The following is a 22,890-nucleotide window of genomic DNA, read 5'->3' as shown; positions in this document are numbered from 1 at the left end:
GTGGGACTGTAGTGGCACACCCACGCCATAGGCTTTCTTTTTTATTGATTTTCTGGAATATTATTTCTCATTGGATTTTTGTATTAATAAAATTCCAAAAATTAAATGAATTTGGAACAAATATCGCTCGACGCCATCGACCTGCGCCTGCTCGACCAGCTCCAGCGCGATGCCTCGCTGAGCAACCAGGCACTGGCCGAGCTCTGCCATGTCTCGCCGCCGACCTGCCTGCGGCGCGTCAAGCGGCTGCGCGACCTCGGGCTGATCGAGCGCCAAGTAGCCCTGCTGAACCCCGAGCGGCTGGCGTCCGTGCTGGGCCACGGCCTCACGGCGGTGGTGGAGATCACGCTCGAGCGGCAGACCGCCGAGCTGCTCGACGCCTTCGAGGCGCGGGTGGCGGCCGACGACGCCGTGCAGCAGTGCTACCGCGTCTCGCCCGGCCCCGACTTCGTGCTGCTCGTGCACGCCGCCGACATGCCCGGCTACCTCGCCCTGGCGCAGCGCCTGTTCAGCGCCGATGCCAACGTGCGCAACGTCAAGGCCTTTTTCAGCGTCAAACGCAGCAAATTCGAGCCCAAACTGCCGATAGTCCGCGTCCAGCAGTCATAAGCCGCTATCGATTCAATAGCACTCCGGTTTTCCGGTACGCTCCACGCATGACCGCTTCCCCCCTGTTTCCGCGCCCGTTCGCGCTGGGCACGCTGCTGCTGATCGGCGTGTGCTTCGGCAGCAACCACATCGCCGCCCGGCTCGCCTTCGACCACGGCACCGGCCTCGTCACCGCCATCCTGATGCGCTCGGGCCTGACCGCCGTGGCGCTGCTGGGCGTGGTGCTGTGGCTGCGCCTGCCGCTGCGCCCGCCGGTGGGCAGCCGGCGCTGGCTGCTGGCGCTGGGCCTGTTGATCGCGCTGCAGAGCCTGCTGCTGTATTCGGCGGTGGCGCGCATCCCGGTGGCGCTGGCGCTGCTGGCCTTCAACACCTTCCCGGTGCTCTACGCCCTGCTGTCCTGGGCGCTCGGCGGGCGCCCGCCGAGCCGGCGCGCGGCGGCGCTGATGGGGCTGATCCTGCTGGGCCTGGCCCTGGCGCTCGATGCGCCGGCGCGGCTGGGCCTGGCGGCCGATGCCGGCGGCCCCTCGCTGGCGCTGGGCGTGGCCCTTGCGCTGGGTGGCTCGCTGGTGTTCGCCGTCGCGCTGTGGATCACCGAGCACCGGCTGCCGGCCGTGCCCGGGCCGCTGCGTAGCCTGTGCACGATGGCGCTGGTCTGCCTGGCCACGGCCCTCGGCGGCCTGGTCGCCGGCCAGGCCGGCCTGCTGCCGGGCGCCCTGCACTGGCCCGCGGACGGCCTGGGCTGGCTGGGCCTGCTGCTGCTGACGCTGCTGTACGGCTGCGCGTTCTCGGTGCTGTTCGTGCTGATGCCGCGCCTGGAGATGGCGCGCAACGCCTCGGCGCTCAACATCGAGCCGATCGCCGTGCTGGCGCTGGGCTGGCTGCTGCTGGACCAGGCGCTGCGGGCGCCGCAGGTGCTGGGCGCGCTGCTGGTGGTGGCCGGCATCGTGCTGCTGGCGCGCACCGGCGCCAAGCCCTGATCAGAGCGCCAGGCTGCCCTCGGGCAGCCGCGCGAAGCGGTGCGGCGACTCATCCTGCTCCTGAGCAAACGAGAACAGCCCGATCTCGGCCTGCGCGTCCTCCAGGTTCAGCAGGCCGTAGTTGCACAACTCCTTGCCCGGCACGATCTTGTTCAGATAGGCGCGCAGCGCGGCGCCCGAGGCGGTGGCTTCCACCAGGCAGGGCCCGTCAGGCCCGAGACGGCGGTGCAGGTTGAAGGCATTGGCGTGCACGTCGCCACTGAGCATCAGCCAGTGGCGCCCGCCCATCTGCTGGAACAGCCAGTCGGCATCGGCGGGCGCGCCCTTCCAGCCGTCCGGCGAGCCGTAGGTGGAGCCGCTCACGATCACGTGCAGGGCGCCCGGCGCCTGCGCGAAGCGCGCCGCCAGGGCCTGGCGCTGCGCGGCGCCCAGCAGGGTGGACGTATCCCGAAAGCTGCGCCCGTCCGTCAGGTGCAGCCAGGCGCGGCTGCTGATCTCCAGCGGCATGGAGGTCGCGCCCAGCCCGGCGAAACCGGGGTCCAGCCAGTCCTGCCACACGTCCGGATGGCTGGATGAGGTGGGAAAGGCGTTCACGTCGTGCAGCGTCAGCGCGCGGCGGAACAGGCGCATCAGACTGGTGGAGATGCGGATCTTGTCCGCATGACGCGGGCTGTGGATGCGGTTGCCGCCGTTGGGGTCGTTCCAGAGGAAATCATGGTCGTCCCAGATCGCGTGGATGCCGATGTCCGGCTGGGCCACCAGGCGCGCGAACGACGGCACGCTCAGCTGCTCGCAGTAGCGCTGCATCAGGTGTTCGGCGAATTCGAGCTCGGACATCGCCTCGAGCGCGGCAATGCCGGTGTCGGGCACATCGTTGTAGATGTTGTCGCCCATCAGCAGCAGCACATCGGGCGCCGCCGCCCGGATATGGTCCCAGACCGGCTGGCGCGCCACCAGCCTGGCGCTGGCACAGGATGTAAAGGCAATGCGCATGGGCTCCTCCAGCTGCACGATGCAGGAAGGGGCAGACTACACCCGCACGCCGGCGCGCGCCTCCCATGATTCGGGGGGATGCCCCCCCATTTTCCCTACTTGCGCTTCACCGGCCGCTGCCAGCCCGCGATGCTGACCTGCTTGCCGCGGGCCACGCTCAAGGCGCCCGGCGGCGTGTCCTTGGTGATGGTGGAGCCGCCGCCCACGGTGCCGCCGGCGCCGAGGGTGACCGGTGCCACCAGCACGCAGTTGCTGCCGACATGCACGTCGCTCTCGATCACGGTGCGGTGCTTGTTGGCGCCGTCGTAGTTGGCCGTGATGCTGCCCGCGCCGTAGTTCACGCGCTCGCCCACGGTGGCGTCGCCGAGGTAGGCCAGGTGGTTGGCCTTGGCGCCGGCCGCCAGCGTGGAGTTCTTGACCTCGACGAAATTGCCGATGTGCACCTGCGGGCCGAGCTGCGCCCCCGGGCGCAGCCGCGCGAACGGGCCGACCAGCGCGCCCTCGCCCACCTGCACGCCGGCCTTCTCGCCATCGATGTGAGTGAAGGGGTGGATCACCGCGCCGGCCGCGATGCTGGCGTTGGCGACCACGCAATTGGCGCCGATCCTGACGCCTTCACCGAGCTGCACCCGGCCCTCGAACACGCAGTTGATGTCAATCTCCACATCCTGCGCGCAGTCCAGCTCGCCACGCAGATCGAAGCGCGCGGGGTCGGCGATGCGCACGCCCTGCTCCATCAGGCGGCGCGCCTGGCGCAGCTGATAGGCCCGCTCCAGTTCGGCCAGTTGCAGCGGGCTGTTGACGCCCGCCACCTCCGTTTCGTCGGTAATCCTGAGCGCCACCACCGGCGTGCCGCCGGCCACCGCATGCTTGACCACATCGGTCAGGTAGAACTCCCGCTGCGCGTTGTCATCGGTCAGCTGCGCCAGGTATTTCTTCAGCAGCGGCGTGGGCGCAGCCATCACCCCGCTGTACCACTCGGTCAGGCCGCGCTGCTCGGGCGTGGCATCCTTGGCCTCGACGATGGCCTGCACCGGCGCCTCGGCGCCGCCACTGCGCACGATGCGGCCGTAGGCGCCAGCATCGGCGCCGGTGTCCACGGTCAACAGGGTGATGCGCTCACCGCCGCAGCACTCGATCAGCGCCTGCATGGTTTGCGGCAGCACCAGCGGCACGTCGCCGTTCAGCACCAGCGTCACACCCTCATCGGGCAGGGCCGGCGCCGCCTGCTGCACCGCATGGCCGGTGCCCAGCTGCGGCTCCTGGCGCACGAAGCGCAGGTCCGGCCCCGAAGCGCCCGCCGGCCGGGCCAGCGCGCGCTCCACCTGTTCGGCGCCATGGCCGGTCACCACCACCACGCGGCGCGCCATCAGGCCGGCGGCCGTGTCAATCACATGTTGTACCAGTGCACGTCCGGCCAAACGGTGCAACACTTTGGGCAAACGGCTCTTCATCCGCGTGCCCTTGCCTGCGGCCATGATGACCACATCTACTGCTGTCATGACTACTCCTTTACGCCTTCCTCCGGGTATTGCAGGAACGGTTGGCCGGATTATCGGCCTGCTGGCGCTGGCCGCCCTGCTGCAGGCCTGCAGCGCCATCAAGCTGGTCTACAACAACGCGCCGGACTTGACCTACTGGTGGCTGGACGGCTATGTGGATTTCAACGAGGCGCAGACCCTGCGGGCGCGCCAGGACCTGGCCCGGCTGCACCAGTGGCACCGCAGCACCGAGCTGCCCCGCTACGCCGACCTGCTGCAGAAAGTGGAGCAGATGGCCGCCGCCGACGTGACGCCCGAGCAGGTGTGCGCCGTGCTGGCCCAGATCCAGGGCAAGGCCAACACGCTGGCGGACCAGGCCGAGCCTGCCGTGGTCGCGCTGGCGCTCAGCCTGACGCCCGACCAGTTGAAGCAGGTGGAGCGCAAGTACGAGAAGACCGACACGGCCTACCGCAAGGACTGGGTCAGGAGCACGCCCAAGGAGCAGCAGGAGAAACGCTACAAGCAGGTACTGGAACGCAGCGAGATGATCTACGGCCGGCTCGACGACGCGCAACGCGACGTCATCCGCCAGCAGGTGGCGCTGTCCAGCTTCGACGGCCAGGTCAGCTACGCCGAGCGGCTGCGCCGCCAGCAGGACCTGCTGCAGACCCTGCGCAAGCTGCAGGCGGGCAAGCCCACGCCGGAAGAGGCACGGCTGGCCATGCGCGGCTACCTGGAGCGCGCCATGAACTCGCCCAACCCGGCCTACCGCAGCTACCAGCAGACCCTGATGCAGGAAGGCTGCCGCAGCTTCGCGGTGGCGCACAACAGCACCACGCCGGCCCAGCGCGAGACGGCGGTGCGCCGGCTGCAGGCCTACGAGCGCGACCTTCGCGAGCTGGCTACGCAGAAATAAGCAGGCGGGCCCCGCCGCGGGCGCGGCCTGCCGCTAGCGCGGGCTTCAGACCTGCAGCGCCGCCCACATTTCCTTGTCGCGCTCGGCCGTCCAGATGCGCGGGTTCTTGATGCCCTTGGCCTCGTCGTAGGCGCGGCTCACGTCGAACGGCAGGCAGTGCTCGTAGATGAACACATGGCCGAACACCGGGTCCATGCTCTTGCGGGTGTGCGCCATCGCGCCCTTGAGGTCCAGGTTCTGCGCCGCGGCTTCCTTGGCGGCCGTGAACAGGGTCTCGACCCAGCGCTTGGTGTAGTCCAGCGCCTTGTTGACGCTGTCGGCCCCCTTCATCGCCTCGCCGCGGCCGGGCACGATGGCCTCGGCCTTGAGCGCGCGCAGGGCTTCGAGCGTGGCGGGCCATTCCTCGAGCTGGGCGTCGCCGGTGTAGACGCCGGCCTCGTACTCGACCAGGTCACCCGAGAACAGCACCTTTTCCTCTTCCACCCAGGCGATGGTGTCGCCGCGCGTGTGGCCATAGCCGGGCTGCCAGATCTGCACCTTGACGCCGCCCAGGTCCACCACCAGCTTGCCGGGCACTTCGCCCCGCGTGGCGTCGCCGCCGCCGATCACCAGGGTCGGCCAGGTCAGGCCCGGCACGCCTTCGGCGCCGCGGAACAGGCGCGGGAAGCGCTCCATCTCGCTTTGCATGTCTTCGGCGCCGCGCTCGACGATCAGTTCGTAGGTGCCCTGGCTCGCGATCACCTCGGTGGCGCCTTCGGCCGCGTAGGCGCTGGCGCCGAGCACGCGCACCGCGTGGTAGTGGGTCAGCAGCACATACTTGATGGGCTTGTCGCTGACCGTGCGGATCCTGGCGATCAGGTCGCGCGCCATGTCGGGCGTGGCAGTGGCGTCGCTGACCATGATGAACTTGTCGCCGATGATCACGCCGGAGTTCGGGTCGCCCTCGGCGGTATAGGCCCAGCAATGGGCGCTGAGCTGCTCGAAGGTGATTTTCTTGTCGGCCAGGTCGGCCTGGCTTGCGAATGCTTTGGACATGGGGTCTCCTGTGGATCAATGGGCATGGCCGAATCCGGCTCGGTCAAATTTTACCTAATCGTAATCAATTACGCATTGTTGAATTTCAAACCATCCCGGAACCAGCCAGGCCACCGCCTGCCGCGCCAGCTCGTCGGGGGTGGCCGTGGCCTCCAGGGTCAGCACGCCCGGCTCGGCCGACGGATCCTGCAAGGCTTCGAACTGGCTGGTCACCAGGCTGGCCGGGTAGAAATGGCCGGTACGCGCCGCCACGCGGCGCAGCGACTCGTCCGAACCGATGGCCAGGTGCACGAAACGCAGGCCGGGCACGGCCGCGCGCAGGCTCTCGCGATAGGTCGCCTTGAGTGCGGAGCAGGTCAGCACGGCCCCGCCCCGGCAGCCCGCCAGTTCGGCGCCCAGGCGGCGCAGCCAGCCGGCCCGGTCCTCGTCCGTCAAAGCTTGGCCTTGCTGCATCTTGCGGACGTTGTGCTCCGAATGGAAGTCGTCCCCTTCGATCAGCGGCAGCCCCAGCAGCCGGGCCATGCGCGAGCCCACGGCCGACTTGCCGCAGCCCGCCACGCCCATCACCACGATGGCGGGCACCGGCGATGCCGCGGCCGGGCTCACGCGCCTCCCGCCAGGCCGCGCTCCAGCGTGGCGATCACCTCTTCGGCGAAGGCCGCGTAGCTCATGGCGCCGCCGGGGCGCAGCCAGGTGAAGGTCCAGTTGATCATGCCGAACAGCATCATCGTCACGGCCGTCTGGTTGGCCGCGTTCAGGCGCTGCGGGTAGGCGCGGCGCAGGAAGCGCGTGACGGCCGAGACCACGTCGCGCTGGCGGTTCAGGATCAGCTCGCGCTGCGCATCGCCCAGGAACTTGGTGTCGCCCAGCAGCGCCACGTGGCGCGTGGCCGAGGTTTCATACTCCTGCAGGAAGCTGCGGATCAGCTCGTGCAGCGCGGCGCGCTCGTCCAGGTTGCGCCGCTGCGCCGTGGCCTCGGCATGGCCGATGATCGCCAGCAGCCGCTGGGTGTAGCGGTCCAGCAGGTCGAACAGGATGGCTTCCTTGCTGCCGTAGTAGTGGTAGAGCCTCGCCTTGCTGGTGCCGCAGGCGAGCGCGATGTCGTTCATGCTGGCGGCGGGATAGCTGCGGTCGGCGAAGCACTGGGCCGCGGCGTCCAGGATTTCATCGCGCTTGAATTCGTGCTGTGAAGACTTCGGGCGGGCCATGGTTGGCATTATCGCGGCGCGCTGCTATCGTCGCGCCATGACGACGACTCCCGCCCAGGACTTTGCCCGCTACTGCTGCGAACTGCTGTCCAGCGTCGGGCCGTGCACGGCCCGGCCCATGTTCGGCGGCTTCGGCATCAGCACCGGCGGCCTGACCTTCGGCCTGATCGCCTGGGAAACGCTTTACCTGAAAGTCAACGCCGACACCGAGCCGCAATGGGTGGCCGCGGGCTGCAAGCCCTTCGTCTACGAAGCCAAGGGCAAGCCCATGAAGCTGAACTACTACAGCGCGCCCGACGACGCCATGGAGTCGCCCGGCGCGATGGCTCAATGGGCGCGGCAGGCGCTCGATTGCGCGCTGAAGGCGCGCTCGGCCAAGGCGGTGCGTCCGCGCCGCGCGGCCACGCCCGCCGCCAAGCCGGCCAGCCCCAGGACCAGGCGGCCTACCGCCCCCGCGCCCAAAACCAGCGCCAGGCGCAAATCGGCCAGCGGCTGAACCACGGCCTGCTGCCAGCCGCTGGCGCCTCGAACCTGGCCGCGCACCACCGCCGGCACGGCATCCCAGCTGAAATACGCCGGGGTCTGGCTGTCGGCGCCCCAGGACTCGATCACCGCGCGCTGGCCCGGCCGCAGCGCGAGCTGCTCGCCGGCGTTCAGGAAGTAGTCGCCCGATTCGTTGCCGTGGCCCGTGTGCAGCCCTTCGAAGGTGACCCACATGCGGCCGTGCGCAATGCGCAGGATGCCCTCTTCGTGCGGCTGCAGGGTCACGGCTCGTCCCGCGCCCAGCTTCCAGCAACCCGGCAGCGTCTGGTCGAGCGAGGATTGTTGCGAAAGCAGAACATTTTGCGAGGCCATGATCTTCTCCAAAGTGGCGATTTGAGGATGAATCATCGTTGGCAAACCCTTGGCAGTCCAATGAAAACGGGATACGCTATTGATTCCGGATCCGCATCAATCAGCCTTCCCCTCCTGACATCACGCTGTCACATGCAGCACTCGCAAACCCACCTGCGCACGCGGCCCATCTCGGCCGGCCACCTGCGCGCCTTCGAGGCCGTGGCGCGGCACCTCAACTTCCGCGCCGCCTCCGAGGAGATGGCGCTCACGCAGTCCGCCGTGAGCCGCCAGATCCAGGCATTGGAAGAAGAAGTGGGCGTGCCCCTGTTCCTGCGCCACACCCGCGCCGTGGAGCTCACCAGCGCGGGCGCGCAGCTGCTGGCGGCGGTTTCGCCCTCGCTGGAGCGCATCGACAGCGCGGTGCGCCAGATCCGCCAGACCGCCGGCCGCAAGAGCGTGTCGCTCACCACCTTCGCCTCCTTCGCCTCGATGTGGCTGATCCCGCGGATGGAGGCCTTCCAGCGCGACAACCCCGACATCGACATCCGCATCGACGCCAGCGACGCCTCGGTCGACCTCGACACGGCCGACGTCGACCTCGCCCTGCGCTACGGCCCGGCCTCGTCGATGCCGGCGCAGGCCGTGCGCATGTTCGGCGAGCAGCTCACGCCGGTGGTCAGCCCCTGGCTGCTCAAGAGCGGGCCCAAGCTGAAGAGACCCGAAGACCTGGCCCAGTTCGCCCTGATCGAGGCCGGCGATGCGCACCGCACCCACCTGGAATGGCTGACCTGGCGGCGCTGGTTCGACGAGCAGAAGCTGCCCAAGCTCAACCCGAAGCGCTGGCTGTACTTCAACTACGCCTACCAGATGGTGCAGGCCGCCCTGACCGGCCAGGGCGTGGTGCTGGCGCGCCTGCCGCTGGTGGCCGAGAGCCTGGCCAACGGCGACCTGATCGAGGCCCTGCCCCAGCAGCGCATGGATTCGCCCATGGCCTACTGGCTGGTGGTCGGCCCGCGCAGCGCGGCCCGGCCCGAGATCCGCGCCTTCTGCGACTGGCTGCAGCAGCAGTCGCAGGCCACGCGCGAAACCATCGGCGAAGTGCCCGACCCGGACACCCTCGACCAGCTCGATTGAGGCCGCTCAGGCCACCGGCCAGACCACCCCGTTGTCGTTCAGGATCGCGTGCAGCGGCACATCGTGCGCCTCGGGCTCGAAATCCGGCAGGAAGCCCTGCGTGAAGCCCAGGCCCACCGTCACGGGCTGCGGCTGCAGCGTGGCCAGGGTGCGGTCGTAGAAGCCGCCGCCGTAGCCCAGCCGGTAGCCGCCCGCGCCGTAGCCCAGGCAGGGCACGAACAGCAGCGTCGGCACCACCACCTCGGTGTCCTTGGGCTTGGGGATGTCGTAGGCGTCCTCCTCCATCGGGCAGCCCGGGTACCAGGCATGGAACACCAGCGTCTTGTGCACCTTGTCGACCACCGGCAGCGCGATGCGCCGCAACTGCGGCTCGTCGAGCAGCTCGCCGTCCTCCTTCCAGCGGTGCAGCGCCGGCAGCGGGTCGAACTCGCCCTTGATCGGCCAGTAGGCGCCGATCACCGTGTCGGGCCGCCCTACCAGCCAGATGCGCATGACACGCTGTAACAACTCGGCACGCTGTAGGCGGTCGGGCAGGTTCAGACGTTGTTCGATGAGCGCCTGGCGCACAGCCTTTTTGTCCATAATTCCCCTCATGCAGTACACAAAGATTCTGACACCGGTTCTGGCGGCCCTGGTGGCAAGCACCCTGGCCCTGCCGGCGCCGGCCCAGAACCGGGCCGACGAGCTGCTGCTCGACATGAACCAGGCCTACAAGCGCGGCGACAAGAAACGGCTCACGCAGCTGCTGCCGCAGGCCCGCGGCCACGCCCTCGAACCCTGGGCCGCCTACTGGGAGCTGAAGGCCCGGCTCGACGAGGCCATGCCGCAGGAAGTGCACGATTTCCTCACGCGCTACGCCGGCACCTACCAGGAAGACCGGCTGCGCAACGACTGGCTGCTGCTGCTGGGCCAGCGCCGCGACTGGGCCGGCTTCGCCGCCGAGCACCCGAGCTTCCGCATGGGCGACGACCGCGAGGTGCGCTGCTACGCGCTGCTGATCGACTTCCTCAAGGACGGCGGCACTGCGAACCCGGCCCTGGCCGACGACGTGCGCCGCAACTGGTTCGCGCTGCGCGAGGCCGACGACGGCTGCACGCTGGCGGCCGACCGCCTCATCAGCGCCCGCAAGATGCCCGTGGCCGACGCCTGGCGCAAGGCCCGGCTGGCGATCGAGGCCAACCGCCCGCGCGCCGCACGCAACGCGGTGGAGATCGTCGCCCCCGAGTCGCTCAACCTGGTTGGCGAGCTCAACGGCAATCCCGCGAAGTTCCTCACCGGCAAGGCCGCGGCCTCGCCCAAGACCCGCAAGGAACTGGCCGTGCTGGCGCTGATCAAGATGGCCACCAACGACCCCGACGCCGCCGCCGGCCTGCTCGAAGACCGCTGGAGCAGCCAGCTCAGCGCCGAGGAACGCCACTGGACCTGGGGCGTGATCGGCAAGCAGGCCGCCACCCGGCTGGCCTCGGACGACGCGCTTGCCTACTTCGCCAAGGTCGGCAAGGACGGCGACCTGACCGACGACATGCTGGCCTGGAAGGCCCGCGCCGCGCTACGCGTGGGCAAATGGCCGCAGGTGCTGCAGGCCGTCAACGCCATGGGCGACGACGCGCGCCGCGACCCCACCTGGGTCTACTGGAAGGCGCGCGCCCTGCAGCAGCACAAGAGCCCGGCCGCCGCCCAGGAAGCGCAGGCCCTGCTGGAGGGTATCGCCGGCCCGCGCGGTTTCTACGAGCAGCTCGCGCTCGAGGAGCTGGGCCAGAAGATCACCGTGCCCGGCCGGCCGCAGCCGCTGACGCCCGAGGAGAAAGAGGGCGCGCGCCGCAACCCCGGCCTGAACCGGGGCCTGTACGCCATCCTGATCGGCCTGCGCCCCGAGGGGGTGCGCGAGTGGAACTACAGCACCAACCTCGTGAACGCCCGGGGCGAGCCCGGCAACCTGAACGACCGCGAGCTGCTGGCCGCCGCGCAGCTGGCCTGCGACAACCAGGTCTGGGACCGCTGCATCAACACCAGCGAGCGCACCAAGGGCGAGGCCGACTACGAGCAGCGCTTTCCGATGCCGTTCCGCGACAGCGTGGTCAAGCGCAGCCGCGATGTCGCGCTCGACCCGGCCTATGTGTACGGCCTGATCCGCCAGGAAAGCCGCTTCGTGATGGACGCCCGCTCGGGCGTGGGCGCCTCGGGCCTGATGCAGGTCATGCCCGCCACCGCGCGCTGGACGGCGAAGAAGCTCGGCATGAGCGGCTTCAGCACCGACCAGCTGACCGACCGCGACACCAACATCGCCATCGGCACCGGCTACCTCAAGCTGGTGCTCGACGATTTCGCCGGCTCCATGGCGCTGGCCGCCGCGGCCTACAACGCCGGCCCGGGCCGCCCGCGCAGCTGGCGCAACGGCCCGGTGCTCGATGCCGCGATCTGGGCCGAGAACGTGCCGTTCAGCGAGACCCGCGACTACGTGAAGAAGGTGCTGTCCAACACCGCGATCTACGCCGCCCTGCTGACCGGGCAGCCGCAATCGCTGAAGGCGCGCCTCGGCACGGTGGGCCCGCGCGACGCCTCGGTGCCCGAGCCGAACAAGGACATTCCCTGAGCGGCTTGAGGGCCGCCCACCTGCTACCAATTCAATAGCAGGCGAGAACCGCCCCGCCTGGACCTTGGGCGGATTCGATCAGGAATTCAGCCCGTCGACGGCCTGGAACAGGGCCTGGCGCGCCTGGCTGATGATTTGGCCCTTCCAGAGATCGGTGTCGGTGTAGAAGGCCTCGAGCATCTGCTGCTTGATCTGCCGCGCCAGCTCGGCCGGCGCATCGCGGTGGATGTTGAGCCAGTGCTCGGCGCGCAGCGCCTGCATCACGTCGAGCACGGGCACGGTGCCGTACTCCATGGCGATCCCGGTGAACTCGGCCTGCGGGCATTCGTCGTAGATCGACGTCCACATCAGGCCCGTGAGAAAGGCCGAGGTCGAGGAGCCGTCGTAGATCGAGGTCACCGGCGTGGCGCCGTTGCCGCCCCACCAGGCGCGCGCGCGCTGCACGGCGGCGGCGTCATCGTTGCCGGCGTAGATGCGCTCGCCCACGCCGCTCGGGCCCAGACCGGTGTGCAGGTCGATCCAGGCGAGGCGCGCGGCGCGCCGGCCGTGCTGGCGCAGCACCTGGCGCAGCGTCCGGTTGCTCCAGGTCGGCTCGGTGCCGCCGAAGAACAGGCCCTCGGGAAACTCGTGCTGGCCGCGCGTGATGGCGGCCTGGTAGGCGCCCTCGCCGCGCGCGGCGATGTACTGGCCGATGGCGGCGGTGTTGCCGGCAGCCGGCGGCCATTGCGCGGGCAGCAGCAGCGGCTGCAGTTCGCGGTAGGCCTCGTTCACCGGCAGCGGCTTCGAGAAGTCGTGGAAGTTGCGGTTCAGGTCCACGTTCTCGTGCGTGACGCGGCGGATGTGCGAGAAGCCATAGGGGTTGAGCGCATGGATGTAGAGCACCGCCACGCCCTGCGCGCGGGCTTTCTCGCGCCACTCGGCGTCATGCAGCGCGAACACCTGCACGCCGGTGCCGCAGTAGCCCTCCACGCCGTGGCAGGCGCTGGTGACGATCAGCAGGCTGCGGGCGTCGGGCGCGCCGTCGAGTGCCACGTCCATCGCGAGCGGCTCGCCGTCGCGCCCCGGCAGCGGGTGCGGGTGCGACTCCACGCGCAGCCCGGCGGCCGCGGCGGACTCCAGGAAGCGGCTGCGCGCCTTTGCATAGCTGGGAGAAAAAGCCTCGGTGACGCCGATCATGCGTGGTCCTTCGCGTGGTGGGGGGTGTTGAGCCATTCCTCGGCCAGGCGCACCCAGTAGGTGGCGCCCAGCGGAATCAGGTCGTCGTTGAAGTCGTAGCTCGGGTTGTGCAGCGTGCAGGGGCCGCCGCCGTGGCCCATCTCGCGGTGCGCGCCGTCGCCGTTGGCGATGAAGCAGTAGGCGCCGGGCTTGGCCTGCAGCATGAAGGCGAAGTCCTCGGCGCCCATGGTGGGCTCCTGCACCTCGACGTTCTCGGCGCCGACGATGGAGGCCATGACGCGGCGCGCGAACGCGGCTTCCGCCGCGTGGTTGACGGTGGGCGGGTAGTTGCGCACGAACTCGAACTCGCACTGCATTTCGTGCGCCGCGCACACATGCTCGGCCACCTGCTTCATGCGCCGTTCGATCAAATCCAGCACCTCGGTCGAGAAGGTGCGCACCGTGCCCTGCAGCTCGCAGCTGTCGGGCACCACGTTGGTGGCCTCGCCGCCGTGGATCATGGTGACCGAGATCACGCCCGCGTCGATCGGCTTCTTGTTGCGGCTGATGATGGTCTGGAACGCCTGCACCATCTGGCAGGCCACCGGCACCGGGTCCAGGCCCAGGTGCGGCAGCGCGGCGTGGCTGCCCTTGCCGCGGATCACGATCTTGAACTCGCTGGTGGACGCCATCACCGGCCCCGGGCTGACGGCGAACTTGCCGACCTGCGAGCCCGGCCAGTTGTGCATGCCGAACACGGCCTCCATCGGGAACAGCTCGAACAGCCCGTCCTTGATCATCTCGCGCGCGCCGCCGCCGCCCTCCTCGGCCGGCTGGAAGATCAGGTAGACCGTGCCGTCGAAGTTGCGGTTCTTGGCCAGGTGCTGGGCCGCGGCCAGCAGCATCGCCGTGTGGCCGTCGTGGCCGCAGGCGTGCATCTTGCCCTGGTGCTGGCTCGCGTGGGCGAAGGTGTTGAACTCCTGCATCGGCAGGGCGTCGATGTCGGCGCGCAGGCCCAGGGCGCGCGCCGAGCTGCCGTTCTTCACGATGCCGACCACGCCCGTGGTGCCCAGGCCGCGGTGGATGGGGATGCCCCATTCGGTGAGTTTCTGCGCCACCAGGTCGGCGGTGCGCACTTCCTCGAAGCAGAGTTCGGGGTGGGCGTGGATGTCGCGCCGGACCGCGGCGATGCCGGCGGCCTGGGTGACGATGGAATCGATGATCTTCATGGAAAACTCCTTCAGCCTTCTATCCTAGCCGCGCCGCGCCATCCGCGCATGCGGGGGATTGCTAGACCGCCGCCAGCCCGATCGACATGATGGCGCGCGTCAGGTCGCTCTGGCGGTTGACCCGCGCCTTGGGATAGATTTCCTTGACGTGCGAACGCACGGTTTCCTCCGAGATGTTGAGCTGGCCCGCCACCTCCTTGTAGCTGCGGCCGCCGGCCAGCCCGCTGGCGACGCGCGCCTGGGTCTCGGTGAAGCCGTAGATCCGGCACAGGCGCTGCGTGTCGGGCATCTGCACCGCGTCCGGGTCGGTGATGAAGGCCACGAAGCGCACGGCCTCGCCCTGCGCCTGCCAGTGGTCGGTCACCGGCAGCCCCGAGCACTGGATCGCATAGCGCCGGTCGCCCTGCGCGCGGGCCACCATGAAGCTGTCGGAGAAATGCGCGGGATCGCTCAGGCCCTGGTCGCGGATCGACTCCAGCCAGTGCGACAGCCCCGCCCTCGCGCCACCGGCCGCCGGCCCCGCGAGCTGGCGCTGCGCGTTGATTTCAAGGCCGTCGCCGCGGCCCACCACGGCCCGGGCCGCGCTGTTGAGGTGCAGCACCTGGGTGCGGCCATCGAGCAGCACCACCCCGAACGCCAGCCGGTCCAGCGCCGCCATGAGGGACGCCGTCTGCTGCTGCACGGCGCCCAGCCGGTACATCAGCCCGAGCGAGCGCGACAGGTGGGGCACCAGCAGCCGCAGCCAGTCCTGGTCGGCCTCGCTGAACGGGGGCTCGTGCACGTCGCGGAACACCGACAGCGCCGTGCCGGGCAGCCCCGGCGCCTCCTCGAACACCACGCCGCAGCACATGCGCCCGATGCCACTGGCGCTGAGGAACTCCCGGTAGAAGCGCGAGGCGAGAAATTCCTCGCGCGGCACCAGGCGCTCGTCGGCCATGACCAGGCCCTGGCGCCACAGCCCGAGCCGGCGGGCATTGGCGGCCCAGATGTCGTCGCCGATGTACTGCGTGGCCCACAGCTGCATGTGCCGCTCGGAAATCTGCCACGGGAACGCCATGCCGCCGTCCTGCGGGCCGACCCCGGGCGTGAACATCAGGCCCTTGGAGGCGCGCATCGACTGGGCCACGGCCGCCACCACCTGCGGCCAGGCCTGCGGCTGGGCCGCCGCCTCGTAGATCAGGTGGGCCAGCCTGGAAAACTCCGCGGCGTCGCGGCCCGAAGGCTCGCTGGGGGATGGCAGGCTCATGGAGACCCAGGTTGGGGGAGCAGGAAGAACAGAGGGTGGAGCGCCGACTGTAGCAAAACGGGGCGGCCGCCGGGGCGACACGGCAGAGGGACGGGCCAGTCAGTCGCTCATTTTTTGATAGCAACAAAGAACCAGCTCACCTGGACATTGCGTCAATTTCACTGCTTTTTGGCCGGCGCAGACCGTGTGAGCGGGCGGCGGGCGGCGGGCGGCGGGTGGCTGAGGGCCAACTGCATGCAACACACGCCCTTCCCGTCAAGCACAGGCTCAGTTTCGCCAGCTCGGCGCTGGTACTCGAGCCGTCTATTTCGACGGGACTCCGGCCTGGCTCGGGTGCGCCGCCGCCACGCGCTGCAGCAGCTGGTCCATCGCGATCACCAGGGCGATCCCGATGGCGACGACGGCGATCAGCGAGGGCATGGCCATCGAGCTGATGACACCGAAGCCCTGGGGCGTCGCGTAGCGCTCGGTGGCCGAGGTGCAGACGTAGTCGGCTGCCGCCATACCGGTGTAGTGCATCGAGCAAACAGCCACGCCCATCACGGCCGCGGCGACCAGGCGCAGGATCACCGTGCGGGTGCGGAACGCCAGCCACAGCGCGGCGCTGGCCGCCGCCACGGCCATGCCGACCGAGAGCGCCACCACCGGGTAAGACCAGACGAAGTGGCCCGGAAAGCGCATGCCGTACATGCCCAGGTAGTGCATGACTGCCACGCCCAGCCCGAGCAGGGTGCCCGCGCCGACGATCCTCGGCAGGCTGTCCGGCCGCCGCGCCACGAAGGCCAGCGCGGCGGAGGTAGCGCCCACCGCGGCCACCAGGGAGATCAGCGTCTCGACCATCGAATAGCCGCTGCCCATCTTGAGGTCCAGCGCCAGCATGCCCGTGAAGTGCATGGACCAGACACCGATGCCGCCCATGGCCAGGCCGGCGGCCAGGATGTTGAGAAGGCTGAGGCCGTCTCGGCCTCGAATGTTGCGTGCGGCGGTCAGGGCGACAAAGGCGCCGAGGACGGAGATGGCGTAGGACAACGCGACCATCTCCAGGCGCCAGGAGGTCTGGATAACTTCGTTCATTTTTGTTCAATACCCAACGATGTAACTGCTTGTGTGCCGAAGTCTAGGCAGCCCTGGGGGTTGATCCAATGGTTGAGCGTGTCAAATATCGGGCTCGCGTGAAGTTACTCGCCGTGCGGCCTTTTCGAGGCGGCAAATGCACAACACCACAGTGACTTTCTCCACTGCGCCTGTCCGGGGCAAGGCATGCCCTCGCCCCCGCTGCGGGGCCGGGTTTCCTCAGAAACATCGCCATGGATCCGCCCGGCCATGGCATGGCCGCGCCCTATTCGGAAACAGTCATCGGCATGCCTGTTTGGGGGATGCGGGCCTTCGGGGTGCCGGCCCCCTTCTGCGCAGGGCCCCTGGCGCCCGGCGATGCCGCAGGGCCATCCGCCGGCCGGTTACTCATTTTTTGATAGCAAGAAACGGCCATCCGACGAGGACATCCGCCTGATTTGACCTGAAAACCGGGCCCAAACCGCGCCAGCGGCCCGCCCCGCCTACTCGCGCACCCGCCCCTGCGAGTCGATCAGGCTCAGCTCCACCAGCTTGGAGGCCACGCGCTCCTCGGCGAAGTGCACGCGAAAGCCGCCCACGCTCACGTTGTCGAGCCCGTCCAGCGCGCCGCGCAGCCGGGCGCGCGTCGGCTCCTTGGCGATGCGGCGCAGCGCCTCGGCATAGACGCGCGCGGCGATGTAGCCCTCGAGCATGTAGACATTGGGCTTGCCCAGGTTGGCGGCGGCCGCGTCGGCCTGCAGCTCGCGCACCACGGCCAGCCGCGCGCCCTCGCTGCGCGGCACCACGCGCACCACCACCACGCCCGCGCCGGCCGCGCCGAGCTGCTCGGCCAGCAGGCTTTCGCCGGTGTTGGAGAAGCCGTAGATCGGCCCGCGGAAGCCCTTGGCGCGCAGCTCGCGGATGGCGACGGCGGCGCCGCGCGGGTCGCTGATCACCAGCACCGACTCGGGCCGGGCGGCCAGCGCCTTGTCCACCGCCTCGATCGGCGCCTTGACCAGCAGGTTGGCGCCCAGGCTGGTCATGGTGCGCTCGGCCGAATCGAGCGCGGCCAGCGACTCGCCGTCCTTGGCGTGCAGGATGGCCAGCTTGCGCGCGCCCAGCGTCTCGGCATGGCGCGTGATGGCGGCCGCCTCCTCGGAGTAGCCGGGCCGCAGGCTGTACAGGTTGGGGTAGAGCGCGCCGCGGAACTCGTCGGCCGCGGCCATCGGCGCGAACAGCAGCGCGTCGCCGTCCTTGATCGCCGGGTAGGCCGCCGTCACCTGGGGCGAGCCGTAGTAGCCGAACAGCGAGAGCACGCCCTGCGCCAGCAGTTTCTGCGTATTGGCCACCGTGGCGGCGGGGCTGCCCGCGTCGTCCAGCGTCACCAGCTCGATCTTGCGGCCGTTGATGCCGCCGGCCGCGTTGACGCGGTCGAAATAGAGCCGGGCGCCCTGCGAGAACGGCAGCCCCAGCGTGGCGGCCGGCCCGCTCAGCGCCACCGACTGGCCGAGCACCACGGCGGTCTTGCTCACGCCGTCCTCGGCCTGGGCGGCGAACACCCCGCCCAGCAGCAGGGCAGCTACCATCAGGGCATGATGGCCCAACGATCTGATTCTTGTCATGTTGTCTCCTCCAGAACCGGCCAGCACAAGCCATCTGGGTCTGAAAACTATAGGGTTACTCCATGAACAGCGCCACCGGCATTGTCCCTAGTGTCAGTTTCATGCAAGCCTCGGGCGTCGTGCGCGGCGCCTGTCCGCACGACTGCCCCGACACCTGCTCGCTGCTCACCACGGTGGAAGACGGCGTGGCGCGCAAGGTGCAGGGCAATCCCGCGCATCCGCACACCGGCGGCGTGCTGTGCGCCAAGGTTTCTAAATACACCGAACGCAGCTACCACCCCGAGCGCCTGCTGCAGCCGCTCAGGCGCGTCGGCCCCAAGGGCGCGGGCCGCTTCGAGCCGGTGAGCTGGGACGCGGCGCTGGACGACATCGCGCAGCGCCTGGCCGCCATCGCCGCGCGCGACCCCGAGGCCATCGTGCCCTACAGCTATGCCGGCACCATGGGCCTGGTGCAGGGCGAGGCCATGGCCGGGCGCTTCTTCCACAGGCTCGGCGCCTCGCTGCTGGACCGCACCATCTGCTCGACCGCGGGCGGCGAGGGGCTGACCCAGACGCTGGGCGGCAAGGTCGGCATGCGCGTGGAGTTCTTCGCCGAGTCGAAGCTGATCCTGATCTGGGGCAGCAACTCGATCGGCAGCAACCTGCACTTCTGGCGCTACGCGCAGGAGGCCAAGCGGCACGGCGCGAAGCTGGTGTGCATCGACCCGCGCAAGAGCGAGACCGCCGACAAGTGCCACGAGCACCTCGCGCTGCTGCCCGGCACCGATGCCGCGCTGGCGCTGGCGCTGATGCACGAGCTGATCGTGCACGACTGGCTGGACCACGACTACCTGGCGCGCCACACCCTGGGCTGGGAGGGCCTGCGCGAGCGCGCGCTGCAGTGGCCGCCCGAGCGCGCGGCCGAGGTCTGCGGCCTGCCGGTGGAGCAGATCCGCACGCTGGCGCGTGATTACGGCACCACCCGCCCGGCCGCGATCCGCCTGAACTACGGCATGCAGCGCGTGCGCGGCGGCGGCAACGCGGCGCGCGCCATCGCCTGCCTGCCCGCGCTCACCGGCGCCTGGCGGCAGCGCGCGGGCGGCGTGCTGCTGTCGAGCTCGGGCCTGTTCCCGGTGGACAAGGCGGCGCTGCAGCGGCCCGAGCTGCTGGCCGGCCGGCAGCCGCGCACCATCAACATGAGCACCATCGGCGACGCGCTGCTGCACCCGGGCGGCGCGGGCTTCGGGCCGAAGATCGAGGCCCTGCTGGTCTACAACAGCAACCCGGTGGCCGTGGCGCCCGAGTCGGGCAAGGTGGTGCAGGGCTTTGCGCGCGAGGACCTGTTCACCGTGGTGCTCGAGCAGTTCCAGACCGACACGGCCGACCACGCCGACTACCTGCTGCCCGCCACCACCCAGCTCGAGCACTGGGACATCCACAGCGCCTACGGCCACACCGACGTGCTGCTGAACCGCCCCGCCATCGCGCCGCAGGGCCAGGCCTGGCCCAACACGCAGATCTTCCGCGAGCTGGCGCGGCGCCTGGGGTTCGCCGAGCCCTGCTTCGGCGACAGCGACGAGGCCCTGTGCCGCCAGGCCTTCGGCGAGCAGGTGGACTTCAACCGGCTGCTGGACCACGGCTTCGCCACGCTGGACCTGCCCGAGGCGCCGTTCGCCGAGGGCGGCTTTCCCACGCCCTCGGGCCGCTGCGAGTTCGCCAGCCCGCGGCTGGCCGCGCTGGGGCTGGACCCGCTGCCCGACCACCTGCCCAACTACGAAGTGCCCGGCAGCTCGGCGCGCTACCCGCTGGCCATGATCTCGCCGCCGGCGCGCAACTTCCTCAACTCGAGCTTCGTCAACGTGAAGAGCCTGCGCGACATCGAGCGCGAACCGCTGCTGGAAATCCACGCAAGCGACGCCGCCGCGCGCGGCATCGAAAGCGGCAGCGTGGTGCGCGTGTTCAACGACCGCGGCGAGTACCGCTGCAAGGCCGAGGTGTCGCCGCGCGCGCGGCCCGGCGTGGTCAATGGCCTGGGCGTCTGGTGGCGCAAGATGGGGCTGGACGGCACCAACGTGAACCAGCTCACCAGCCAGCGCCTGACCGACCTGGGCCGCGGCCCGGTGTTCTACGACTGCCTGGTGGAGGTGCAGGCAGCGTGAGCGCCGCCGCCCGCCGGCTGCTGCGCGCCGCCGCCCTGCTGGTGCTGGCGGGCAGCCTGGCTGGCTGCGCCAACCTGGGCTACTACTGGCAGTCCGTCAGCGGCCACCTGGCGCTGATGCAGGCCGCGCGCCCGATCGACGACTGGCTGGCCGACCCCGCGGCGCCGGCCGCGCTCAAGGCCCGCCTGGAGCTGGCGCAGCGCATCCGCGCCTACGCGGTGGCCGAGCTCAAGCTGCCCGACAACGCCAGCTACCACCGCTATGCCGACCTGCACCGCCGCGCCGCCGTGTGGAACGTGGTGGCCGCGCCCGAGCTGTCACTCACGCTGCACACCTGGTGCTTCGTGGCCGTGGGCTGCGTCGGCTACCGCGGCTACTACGACGAAGCCGAGGCCCAGGCCCTGGCGCGCGAGCTGCAGGGCCAGGGCCTGGAGACCAGCGTCTACGGCGTGCCCGCCTACTCCACGCTGGGCTGGATGAACTGGCTCGGCGGCGACCCGCTGCTCAACACCTTCATCGGCTACCCCGAGGGCGAACTCGCACGCCTGGTCTTCCACGAGCTGGCGCACCAGGTGGTCTACGCCAAGGGCGACACCATGTTCAACGAGTCCTTCGCCACCGCCGTGGAGCGCCTGGGCAGCCAGCGCTGGCTGGCCACCCAGGCCGGCGAGGCGGCGCGGCGCGAGTACGCCGACTACGACGCGCGGCGCACGCAGTTCAAGACGCTCACGCTGGCCACGCGCCGCCGCCTGGCCGCGATTTATGAACCCAAACCGGCGGATGTCCAGGCGCAGCGGTCGATGGTTGCTATGAAAGATGTAGCAATGCAGGACTTCCGCGCGCAGTACGCGCAGTTGCGCGCCGCCTGGGGTGGCGACCCCGCGCGCTACGCCGGCTACGACGCCTGGGTGGCGCGCGCCAACAACGCGGCCTTCGGCGCCCAGGCCGCCTACGACGAGCAGGTGCCCGCGTTCGAGGCCCTGTTCCAGCGCGAAGGCCAGGACTGGCAACGGTTTTATGATGCGGTCAAACGGCTGGCCGCGATGCCGAAGAACGAGCGCGACCGTGCGCTCAAAGCCTACGAGGAGACACCCGGTGCCTGACATCCACATTCAGCGCGAACATGCGCTCGGCCTGCCCGAGGCGCGCAAGCTGGCCTTTCGCTGGGCCGAACAGGTCGAGGAAGAGTTCGACATGGAATGCACCTACGAAGAGGGCAAGACCAGTGACCTCGTGAGCTTCACCCGCTCGGGCGTCAGCGGCACGCTCGCCGTCCACAAGAACAGCTTCGAACTGGAGGCCAGGCTCGGCTTCCTGCTGGGCGCGTTCAAGGACCGCATCGAGGCCGAGATCGTGAAGAACCTGGACGCGCTGCTGGCCAAGAAAAAAGCGCCGGCCAAGAAGAAGGCATGACGGCCGAAAAGAGCGCCACACCGGCCGGCCCGCTGGCCGGGCTCAAGGTGGTGGAGCTCGGCCAGCTCATCGCCGGCCCGTTCGCGGCCAAGACGCTGGCCGACTTCGGCGCCGACGTGGTCAAGATCGAGCCGCCGGCCGATCCGCGGCGGCCGGGCTCGGCCGGCGGCGACCCGCTGCGCCAGTGGCGCCTGCTCAAGGACGGTACCTCGGTCTGGTGGCAGGTGCAGTCGCGCAACAAGCGCTCGCTCGCGATGGACCTGCGCCAGCCCGAGGCACAGGACATCGTGCGCCGCCTCGCCGCCGAGGCCGACGTGCTGATCGAGAACTTCCGCCCCGGCGCCATGGAAGGCTGGGGCCTCGGGCCCGAGGCGCTGCAGGCGCTCAACCCGCGCCTGATCGTGCTGCGCGTCAGCGGCTACGGCCAGACCGGCCCCTACCGCGACCGCCCGGGCTTCGGCGTGGTGGCCGAGGCCATGGGCGGCCTGCGCCATCTCACCGGCGAGCCCGGCCGCGTGCCGGTGCGCGTGGGCGTCTCCCTCGGCGACACGCTGGCCTCGCTGCACGGCGTGATCGGCATCCTGATGGCGCTGCACCACCGCCACGCCTCGGGGCGCGGCCAGGTGGTGGACGTAGCGCTGTACGAGGCCGTGTTCAACTGCATGGAAAGCCTGCTGCCCGAGTACAGCGCCTTCGGCGCGGTGCGCGGCCCGGCCGGCAGCGCGCTGCCCGGCATCGCGCCGAGCAACGCCTATGCCTGCCGCGACGGCGGCTACGCGCTGATCGCGGGCAACGGCGACAGCATCTTCAAGCGGCTGATGGGCTGCATCGGCCGCGACGACCTCGGCGCTGATCCGCAGCTGGCCGACAACACCGGCCGCGTGGCGCGCGTGGCCGAGATCGACGCCGCCATCGGCCAGTGGGCCGCACAGCACAGCGTGGCCGAGGCGCTCGATGCGCTGGCCCGCGCCGAGGTGCCGGCCGGCCGCATCTACACCGTGGCCGACATCGCGGCCGACCCGCATTACGCCGCGCGCGGCATGCTGCAGCAGGTGACCCTGGACGACGGCAGCGCCCTCACCGTGCCCGGCTTCGTGCCCAAGCTCTCGGCCACGCCGGGCGGCCACCGGCGCAATGCGCCCGCGCTCGGGCAGGACAGCGACGCCGTGCTGCGCGAGATCGGCCTCACGCCCCGGCAGATCGCCGCGCTGCGCGAGCGCGGCATCGTAGGCGGCTGAAGGCATCCACCGC

Annotated in this window: 21 protein-coding genes and 1 pseudogene; 10 read left to right on the top strand and 12 right to left on the bottom strand. The window is 69.9% G+C overall.

From position 1 onward, the window contains the following. Positions 1 to 111: 111 nt before the first annotated feature. Complete coding sequence (locus MMF98_RS16830; RefSeq protein WP_243308658.1) at positions 112 to 609, top strand: Lrp/AsnC family transcriptional regulator; 498 nt, start codon at positions 112 to 114, stop codon at positions 607 to 609. A gap of 47 nt (positions 610 to 656) precedes the next feature. Next, complete coding sequence (locus tag MMF98_RS16825; protein ID WP_243307845.1) at positions 657 to 1,586, top strand: DMT family transporter; 930 nt, start codon at positions 657 to 659, stop codon at positions 1,584 to 1,586. On the opposite strand, the gene MMF98_RS16820 is transcribed toward MMF98_RS16825, so the two are convergent. Continuing rightward, entirely contained in the window at positions 1,587 to 2,579 is a 993-nt protein-coding gene (locus MMF98_RS16820) for a metallophosphoesterase family protein (protein ID WP_243307844.1), read from the bottom strand. A 95-nt stretch (positions 2,580 to 2,674) separates the two neighbouring features. Then, on the bottom strand, positions 2,675 to 4,081 hold the full coding sequence (gene glmU, locus MMF98_RS16815; RefSeq protein ID WP_243307843.1) for a bifunctional UDP-N-acetylglucosamine diphosphorylase/glucosamine-1-phosphate N-acetyltransferase GlmU: 1,407 nt from the start codon (positions 4,079 to 4,081) through the stop codon (positions 2,675 to 2,677). On the opposite strand from glmU, the gene MMF98_RS16810 reads away from it, so the two are divergent. Continuing rightward, the gene (locus MMF98_RS16810; RefSeq protein ID WP_243307842.1) at positions 4,080 to 4,976 is read left to right on the top strand and encodes a DUF6279 family lipoprotein; all 897 of its coding nucleotides are present in this window, start codon (positions 4,080 to 4,082) and stop codon (positions 4,974 to 4,976) included. The two genes, glmU and MMF98_RS16810, sit on opposite strands and share 2 nt — an antisense overlap. Positions 4,977 to 5,021: 45 nt before the next feature. On the opposite strand, the gene MMF98_RS16805 is transcribed toward MMF98_RS16810, so the two are convergent. From MMF98_RS16805 to MMF98_RS16795, 3 genes are read right to left on the bottom strand one after another with little or no spacing between them, the layout of a single operon-like run. Continuing rightward, complete coding sequence (locus MMF98_RS16805; RefSeq protein ID WP_243307841.1) at positions 5,022 to 6,011, bottom strand: MBL fold metallo-hydrolase; 990 nt, start codon at positions 6,009 to 6,011, stop codon at positions 5,022 to 5,024. Between the two features lie 54 nt (positions 6,012 to 6,065). Beyond that, entirely contained in the window at positions 6,066 to 6,617 is a 552-nt protein-coding gene (locus MMF98_RS16800; protein ID WP_341481313.1) for a gluconokinase, read from the bottom strand. Further along, a complete protein-coding gene (locus tag MMF98_RS16795; RefSeq protein ID WP_243307840.1) occupies positions 6,614 to 7,219 on the bottom strand; it encodes a TetR/AcrR family transcriptional regulator in 606 nt (201 codons plus the stop codon). The genes MMF98_RS16800 and MMF98_RS16795 overlap by 4 nt, the downstream gene beginning before the upstream one ends. 37 nt (positions 7,220 to 7,256) lie before the next feature. Here MMF98_RS16795 and MMF98_RS16790 point away from each other — a divergent pair, with 37 nt between their 5' ends. Further along, positions 7,257 to 7,715 carry a TfoX/Sxy family protein gene (locus tag MMF98_RS16790; RefSeq protein WP_243307839.1) on the top strand — a complete coding sequence of 153 codons (459 nt, stop codon included), beginning with the start codon at positions 7,257 to 7,259 and terminating at the stop codon, positions 7,713 to 7,715. 110 nt (positions 7,716 to 7,825) lie between these two features. Here the strand turns inward: MMF98_RS16790 and MMF98_RS16785 are convergent. Beyond that, positions 7,826 to 8,074: pseudogene (locus MMF98_RS16785) on the bottom strand (DUF2917 domain-containing protein); the annotation flags it as partial. 132 nt (positions 8,075 to 8,206) lie between these two features. Here MMF98_RS16785 and MMF98_RS16780 point away from each other — a divergent pair. Beyond that, entirely contained in the window at positions 8,207 to 9,190 is a 984-nt protein-coding gene (locus MMF98_RS16780; RefSeq protein ID WP_243307838.1) for a LysR substrate-binding domain-containing protein, read from the top strand. 6 nt (positions 9,191 to 9,196) lie between these two features. Here the strand turns inward: MMF98_RS16780 and MMF98_RS16775 are convergent, their stop codons facing one another. Further along, a complete protein-coding gene (locus MMF98_RS16775) occupies positions 9,197 to 9,772 on the bottom strand; it encodes a 5-formyltetrahydrofolate cyclo-ligase (protein WP_243307837.1) in 576 nt (191 codons plus the stop codon). A gap of 10 nt (positions 9,773 to 9,782) precedes the next feature. Here MMF98_RS16775 and MMF98_RS16770 point away from each other — a divergent pair, with 10 nt between their 5' ends. Beyond that, on the top strand, positions 9,783 to 11,783 hold the full coding sequence (locus MMF98_RS16770; RefSeq protein ID WP_243307835.1) for a lytic transglycosylase domain-containing protein: 2,001 nt from the start codon (positions 9,783 to 9,785) through the stop codon (positions 11,781 to 11,783). 78 nt (positions 11,784 to 11,861) lie between these two features. Here the strand turns inward: MMF98_RS16770 and MMF98_RS16765 are convergent, their stop codons facing one another. From MMF98_RS16765 to MMF98_RS16745, 5 genes are all read right to left on the bottom strand, one after another. Further along, complete coding sequence (locus tag MMF98_RS16765) at positions 11,862 to 12,959, bottom strand: M14 family metallopeptidase (RefSeq protein WP_243307833.1); 1,098 nt, start codon at positions 12,957 to 12,959, stop codon at positions 11,862 to 11,864. Further along, positions 12,956 to 14,167, bottom strand: a complete 1,212-nt coding sequence (locus MMF98_RS16760; protein ID WP_243307831.1) for a M20 aminoacylase family protein — start codon at positions 14,165 to 14,167, stop codon at positions 12,956 to 12,958. The genes MMF98_RS16765 and MMF98_RS16760 overlap by 4 nt, the downstream gene beginning before the upstream one ends. A gap of 61 nt (positions 14,168 to 14,228) precedes the next feature. Continuing rightward, positions 14,229 to 15,413 (bottom strand): helix-turn-helix transcriptional regulator, encoded by a 1,185-nt coding sequence (locus MMF98_RS16755; RefSeq protein WP_243307829.1) that lies wholly within the window; start codon positions 15,411 to 15,413, stop codon positions 14,229 to 14,231. A gap of 303 nt (positions 15,414 to 15,716) precedes the next feature. After that, positions 15,717 to 16,487: an MHYT domain-containing protein gene (locus tag MMF98_RS16750; protein ID WP_243307826.1), complete on the bottom strand. Its 771-nt coding sequence runs from the start codon at positions 16,485 to 16,487 to the stop codon at positions 15,717 to 15,719. Between the two features lie 482 nt (positions 16,488 to 16,969). Continuing rightward, positions 16,970 to 18,052, bottom strand: a complete 1,083-nt coding sequence (locus MMF98_RS16745) for an ABC transporter substrate-binding protein (protein WP_243307824.1) — start codon at positions 18,050 to 18,052, stop codon at positions 16,970 to 16,972. A gap of 98 nt (positions 18,053 to 18,150) precedes the next feature. Here MMF98_RS16745 and MMF98_RS16740 point away from each other — a divergent pair, with 98 nt between their 5' ends. From MMF98_RS16740 to MMF98_RS16725, 4 genes are read left to right on the top strand one after another with little or no spacing between them, the layout of a single operon-like run. Then, a complete protein-coding gene (locus MMF98_RS16740) occupies positions 18,151 to 20,226 on the top strand; it encodes a molybdopterin-containing oxidoreductase family protein (RefSeq protein ID WP_243307823.1) in 2,076 nt (691 codons plus the stop codon). Then, positions 20,223 to 21,329, top strand: a complete 1,107-nt coding sequence (locus MMF98_RS16735) for an aminopeptidase (protein ID WP_243307822.1) — start codon at positions 20,223 to 20,225, stop codon at positions 21,327 to 21,329. Before MMF98_RS16740 ends, MMF98_RS16735 begins: the two co-directional genes overlap by 4 nt. Continuing rightward, a complete protein-coding gene (locus tag MMF98_RS16730) occupies positions 21,322 to 21,639 on the top strand; it encodes a polyhydroxyalkanoic acid system family protein (protein WP_243307821.1) in 318 nt (105 codons plus the stop codon). Before MMF98_RS16735 ends, MMF98_RS16730 begins: the two co-directional genes overlap by 8 nt. Beyond that, positions 21,636 to 22,877 (top strand): CaiB/BaiF CoA transferase family protein, encoded by a 1,242-nt coding sequence (locus MMF98_RS16725; RefSeq protein ID WP_243307820.1) that lies wholly within the window; start codon positions 21,636 to 21,638, stop codon positions 22,875 to 22,877. The genes MMF98_RS16730 and MMF98_RS16725 overlap by 4 nt, the downstream gene beginning before the upstream one ends. Positions 22,878 to 22,890: the final 13 nt, after the last annotated feature.

This window comes from Variovorax terrae, assembly GCF_022809125.1.
In the GTDB taxonomy this organism is placed as follows: domain Bacteria; phylum Pseudomonadota; class Gammaproteobacteria; order Burkholderiales; family Burkholderiaceae_C; genus Variovorax_A; species Variovorax_A terrae.
The sequence above is the reverse complement of the archived record's forward strand: the minus strand, read 5'-3'. Positions and strand labels throughout refer to the sequence as shown.